This window comes from Isoptericola hypogeus, from assembly GCF_039531145.1.
GTDB classification, from domain to species: Bacteria; Actinomycetota; Actinomycetes; order Actinomycetales; family Cellulomonadaceae; genus Isoptericola; species Isoptericola hypogeus.
The window spans coordinates 99,520-105,020 of sequence record NZ_BAAAPM010000004.1 but is presented as its reverse complement, the minus strand read 5'-3'; the positions used below and the strand labels follow the sequence as shown (position 1 = coordinate 105,020).

5 protein-coding genes are annotated in these 5,501 nt (G+C 73.8%); 1 reads left to right on the top strand and 4 read right to left on the bottom strand.

Features of this window, described 5'->3' with window-relative positions:
* Positions 1–18 precede the first annotated feature (18 nt).
* Complete coding sequence (locus ABD254_RS11840; protein WP_344248620.1) at positions 19–1,269, bottom strand: baeRF2 domain-containing protein; 1,251 nt, start codon at positions 1,267–1,269, stop codon at positions 19–21.
* A gap of 99 nt (positions 1,270–1,368) precedes the next feature.
* Positions 1,369–1,761, bottom strand: a complete 393-nt coding sequence (locus ABD254_RS11835; protein ID WP_425553751.1) for a chorismate mutase — start codon at positions 1,759–1,761, stop codon at positions 1,369–1,371.
* Between the two features lie 136 nt (positions 1,762–1,897).
* On the opposite strand from ABD254_RS11835, the gene ABD254_RS11830 reads away from it, so the two are divergent.
* Positions 1,898–3,691, top strand: coding sequence for an AMP-dependent synthetase/ligase (locus tag ABD254_RS11830; RefSeq protein WP_344248619.1), 1,794 nt, complete (start codon positions 1,898–1,900; stop codon positions 3,689–3,691).
* A gap of 85 nt (positions 3,692–3,776) precedes the next feature.
* On the opposite strand, the gene clpX is transcribed toward ABD254_RS11830, so the two are convergent.
* Entirely contained in the window at positions 3,777–5,051 is a 1,275-nt protein-coding gene (clpX, locus tag ABD254_RS11825; protein ID WP_344248618.1) for an ATP-dependent Clp protease ATP-binding subunit ClpX, read from the bottom strand.
* A 162-nt stretch (positions 5,052–5,213) separates the two neighbouring features.
* The coding region (locus tag ABD254_RS11820) for an ATP-dependent Clp protease proteolytic subunit (RefSeq protein ID WP_344248617.1) at positions 5,214–5,501 on the bottom strand (288 nt) is incomplete at its 5' end.

Here is a 5,501-nt window from a genome sequence, read left to right as displayed (position 1 = left end):
GGCTCGACCGGCGTCGCGCTACCTCGGCGTGGTGAAGCGGTCGCCGTCGCCGCTCATGGTCGCGGCGACCTCACGCGGCGTCGAGCCGTCGTGCCAGCGGAGCGTCGCCCCGACGCCGTCGACGAGCTCGACGGAGCCCTCGGGGGCGAACGTGAGGCCGGCGTCCTGCGCGATCGCCGCGCGCAGCAGGGCCGACGACGCCGGCAGCTCCTCGAGGCCCGCCGCGACGCCGAGGTCCTCGAGGTCCCCCCGGGACGTCGCGACGTGCATCGGGTCGGGCCCGATCCACAACCGCCGGCCGCCGAGGATCCCGTCGATCCGGCTCGTGTCCGCGGGCCCGGCGGACGCCTGCGCCAGCGCGGCGCCCGCGTCTGCCGCGAGCTGCTCCGACAGGACCAGCTCCTTGACCTGCCCCCGGGCCAGGACGGCGACGACGTCGTCGACCGAGGTCACCGCGCCCTCCTCGCGCCCCTGGTCCTGGCGGAACTCGGCGAGCGCCAGCTCACGCCGCCGCTCACGGTAGGAGTCGAGGGCGTCCTCGACCGCGGCGGAGAACGCGGCGGCGTGCACCCCGGCCCCCCGGCCGCCACCGGGCACCTCGACGGCCCGACGGGCGGCGTCCTGGCCGAGCGCCGACCGCACGGCCTTCACGGTGCGCACGTCGCCGGTCAGCAGCAGGATCTCGGGCCGCGAGCCGGCGACCCGGCGGTCGATCTCGGCGACGACGGCGGCCGCGTTGCGCTCCCAGGTGTCCTCCGCGCGGGACTCGATCGTCGCGCGCCCCGTGCCGGTGCTCGACGCCTTGCTGACCTCGTCGTGGGGGGCCGTGTACGTCTCGCGCGCGCCGGTGGCCCGCCCCCCGGAGTCGCAGCACCAGAAGTCGGCCCCGCCGCGGTCCACGGCGACACAGAGCGCGTCCACGGCCTCGTCGGCCGCGAGCGCCGCCTGCAGGAGCGCGGGGACGGGCAGCCAGACGGCGGAGGCCGTGGCGGGCGGGTTCCGGAGCACCCGGTCCACGAGCACGCCCTCGCCGTCCGCGATGAGCACGCGGCCGTGCGCACCGCCCTCCCGGGTGGGGCGTCGTACGGCGTCCTCGAGCTCGTCGAGCACCCCGCCGGGTGCGCCCTGCTGCTCGAGTGCGCGTCGCGCCGCCCGCCAGCGGTTCGCGACGTCCTTGTCGCCGGCCACGGCCGAGGGCGTCGCGTCCAGGTAGACGGTCGCGAACGGTCCGGGGCGTCCGACGAGGGGCTTGAGCCAGTCGATCTTCATGCGGTGGTCCCCCCTGGGGTCTGCGTCGGCTGTGCCCTCCAGCGTGCGACGGATCCCGGGTGGGCGCCACCCCGTAGCGGCCCCTCAGACCTCACCCCTTCAAGAGTAGGTGTCCAGGGGCGGCAGCTCGCCCTTGCGCCGCCCGGCGGCGTGCTCGGCGGCGATGCGCTCGTGGTGCCGGATCACCTCGGAGACGATGAAGTTGCGGAACTGCTCCGCGAACTCCGGGTCCAGCCCGGCGCCCGACGCGATGCCCTTGAGCCGGTCGATCTGCTGGCGGTCGCGGGACGGGTCGGCCGGCGGCAGGCCGCCGACCGCCTTGAGCTCCCCGACGCGCTGCGTCATCTTGAACCGCTCGGCGAGCAGGTGGACCAGCGCGGAGTCGATGTTGTCGATGCTGGCCCGCAGCCCGAGGATCTCGGACGGCATCGGCCTCGCGGGGGCGTCGGCCGCGTCCGCAGGGCGCACGGCGTCGGCAGGGTTCTCGGGCATGCCCCGATCCTACGAGGCGCATCCCGATGGGGCGTGCGACCACGGTGCGTGTAAGGTCCCTCTTCGGCCTCCCCGCGGGGCCCCGGGCGGCCCGTCGGGGCCGGCCCGGACTCCCAGCCAGCACGGAGAAGAGCGGATGATGCACGCCACGACGCCCAGCCTCGTGGACGTCCCCGAGAACGTGAGCATCAGCACCCTGCTGACCGGCCGCGTCGCCCGGGCGGGGCAGGCCACGCTGATCGAGCGGCAGGTGACGGCGGGCGGCCCGTGGCTTCCGGTGACGGCCGCCGAGTTCGACCAGGACGTGCTCACCGTGGCCCGCGGCCTGGTCGCCCGCGGCGTGCAGGTCGGCGACCGCGTCGCGATCATGTCCCGCACGCGCTACGAGTGGACGCTGCTGGACTTCGCCCTGTGGGCGGTCGGCGCCGTGCCCGTGCCCGTCTACGAGACCTCCTCGCCGGACCAGGTGCGGTGGATCCTCGCCGACGCCGGCGTCCGCCTCGCGGTCGTCGAGACGGCCGCGCACGCCGACGCCGTGCGGCACGTGCGTGACGACCTGCCCGAGCTCGAGGACGTGCTCGTGATCTCGGCCGGCGCCGTCGACGCGCTGCGGTCCGGGGCCGACGCCGTCACGACCCGCGAGGTGGTCGCCCGCCGCGAGGCCGTGCTCCGCGACGACCTGGCGACGATCGTGTACACGTCCGGGTCGACCGGCCGCCCCAAGGGCGCGGAGCTCACCCATGGGAACTTCGCCCACCTGGCCATGAACGCGCGGCTGGCCCTGCCCGAGCTGCTGGAGTCGGCCGGCGCCCGCACTGTGCTGTTCCTGCCGCTGGCGCACGTCTTCGCCCGGCTCATCCAGGTGGCGGTGATCGGCAGCAGCGCCGTGCTCGGCCACCTGCCCGACGTCAAGACCCTGGTGGCGGACCTCGGCACGTTCCGCCCGACGTTCCTGCTGGCGGTGCCGCGGGTGTTCGAGAAGGTGTACAACGCCGCCGAGCAGCGCGCGGGATCCGGCGCGCGGCGCCGGGTGTTCGGTTGGGCCGCCCGCGTCGCCGGCGAGTACTCCCGCGCACTGGACGCCGGCCACGTCCCGGCGGCCCTGCGCGCGCGGCACGCCGTCGCCGACCGCCTGGTGCTGCGCTCCCTGCGCGCGGCGATGGGCGGCCGCCTCCGCTGGGCGATCTCCGGCGGCGCGCCGCTCGGCGAGCGCCTCGGGCACTTCTTCCGCGGCGCCGGGCTCACCGTCCTCGAGGGGTACGGGCTGACCGAGACGACGGCGCCCACGGCGGTGAACCTCCCGTCCGACCTGCGCATCGGCACCGTCGGCCCGCCGTTCCCCGGCACGTCCGTGCGCGTGGACCCAGGCGGCGAGGTGCACGTGAGCGGCCCGCACCTGTTCCGCGGCTACCGCGGGCGTCCCGACCTCACGGCCGAGGCCGTGGTCGACGGCTGGTTCCGCACGGGCGACGTGGGCTCCCTGGACGGCCAGCACCTGCGGATCACGGGGCGCACCAAGGAGATCATCGTGACCGCGGGCGGCAAGAACGTCGCGCCGGCTCCCCTCGAGGACCGGCTGCGGGCGCACCCGGTCGTGTCCCAGGTGGTCGTCGTGGGCGAGGGGCGACCGTTCGTCGGCGCGTTGGTGACTCTCGACGCGGAGATGCTCCCCGGCTGGCTCGCCTCCCAGGGTCTGCCGGCGCTGTCCGCGGCCGCCGCGCGCACCGACCCCCGGGTGTTGGCGGCGCTGGACGCCGCCGTCGCCGAGGCGAACGCGTCCGTGTCGCGGGCGGAGTCGATCCGTGCGGTCCGCGTCCTCGAGGGCGACTTCTCCGAGGCCAACGGCTACCTCACGCCGTCGCTCAAGGTGCGCCGGGACGCCGTCGTGCTCGACTTCGCGGACGAGGTCGACGCGCTGTACGCGCGCTGACGCGCGCCGCTGGTCGAGCCTGCGCCGTGCTGAGCCCGTCGAAGGGTCGAAACCGTGGTCTCGACGAGCTCGACCGACGGCGCGCTCAGGCGCTCTTCTCGCGCGGGGTGCGCCGCCGCACCGGGGACGTGCGCGGCACGATCGTCGGGTTGACGTTCTCGATCACCACGTCGCGGCTCACGACGACCCGCTCCACGTCGTCCCGGCTCGGCACGTCGAACATCACCTGCTGGAGGACCTCCTCCATGATGGCGCGCAGCCCGCGCGCGCCGGTGCCGCGCAGCAGCGCCTGCTCCGCGATCGCCTCGACGGCCTCGGGCTCGAACTCCAGCTCGACCCCGTCGATCTCGAACATGCGCTGGAACTGCTTGATCAGCGCGTTGCGCGGCTCGGTGAGGATGCGCACGAGGGCGTCCCGGTCGAGGGGCGAGACGGACGCGATGACGGGCAGCCGGCCGATGAACTCCGGGATGAGCCCGTACTTCTGCAGGTCCTCGGGCCGCACCTCCGCGAACAGGTCCTCGTCGGCGGTGGACTCCATGGGGGCGCCGAACCCGATGCCGCGCTTGCGGGACCGGGCGGCGACGAGGTCGTCCAGCCCGGCGAACGCGCCGGCCACGATGAACAGCACGTTCGTCGTGTCGATCTGGATGAACTCCTGGTGCGGGTGCTTGCGCCCGCCCTGCGGGGGCACCGACGCGGTGGTGCCCTCGATGATCTTCAGCAGCGCCTGCTGGACGCCCTCGCCGGAGACGTCGCGCGTGATCGACGGGTTCTCGGCCTTGCGGGCCACCTTGTCGACCTCGTCGATGTAGATGATGCCGGTCTCGGCCTTCTTGACGTCGTAGTCGGCGGCCTGGATGAGCTTGAGGAGGATGTTCTCCACGTCCTCGCCCACGTAGCCCGCCTCGGTGAGGGCCGTGGCGTCCGCGATCGCGAACGGGACGTTGAGCATCTTGGCGAGCGTCTGCGCCAGGTAGGTCTTGCCGGTGCCCGTGGGCCCGATGAGCAGGATGTTCGACTTGGCGATCTCGACGGCGTCCTCGCCGTCCTTGGCGCTCTCGCCCGCCTGCACCCGCTTGTAGTGGTTGTAGACCGCCACGGCGAGCGCCCGCTTCGCGGGCTCCTGCCCGATGACGTACTGCTCGAGGAAGTCGAAGATCTCCCGCGGCTTGGGCAGCTCGGTGAGCCCCAGCTCCGCGGCCTCGCCCAGCTCCTCCTCGATGATCTCGTTGCACAGGTCGATGCACTCGTCGCAGATGTACACGCCGGGGCCCGCGATGAGCTTCTTGACCTGCTTCTGGGACTTACCGCAGAACGAGCACTTCAGCAGGTCTGCGCCGTCGCCGATACGAGCCACCGGGAGCCTCCATGTCCTTCAGAGCTGGTCCTGTGCCGCTGGTCAGGTCCTGCGACCATTCCACACCACCGGGGCCGCGTTGTCAGCCGCGATCCCCGGTGCGTCGCGACGTGGGGCCCGACGCGCCGCCCATCCGGCGCCCGGGCCCCACGTCAGGGCAGGTCAGCGCGCTGCGAGCGCCGCCGGCTTGCGAGTCTCGAGCACCTCGTCCACCAGACCGTAGTCCTTGGCCTGGGCCGCGGTGAGGATCTTGTCGCGCTCGATGTCGTCGCGGACCTCCTCGACGGACTTCCCCGAGTGGTGGGCCAGCGTCTCCTCGAGCCACTCCCGCATGCGGATCAGCTCGTTCGCGTGGATCTCGATGTCGGACGCCTGGGCGTACCCGCCACCCTCCATCGCCGGCTGGTGGATGAGCACCCGCGCGTTGGGCAGCGCGAGGCGCTTGCCCTG

Bases quoted from the DNA above. Each gene is read 5' to 3' on its own strand.
- ABD254_RS11830 (WP_344248619.1), top strand. From the start codon at position 1,898: ATGATGCACGCCACGACGCCCAGCCTCGTGGACGTCCCCGAGAACGTG.
- ABD254_RS11835 (WP_425553751.1), bottom strand. From the start codon at position 1,761: ATGCCCGAGAACCCTGCCGACGCCGTGCGCCCTGCGGACGCGGCCGAC.
- ABD254_RS11840 (WP_344248620.1), bottom strand. From the start codon at position 1,269: ATGAAGATCGACTGGCTCAAGCCCCTCGTCGGACGCCCCGGACCGTTC.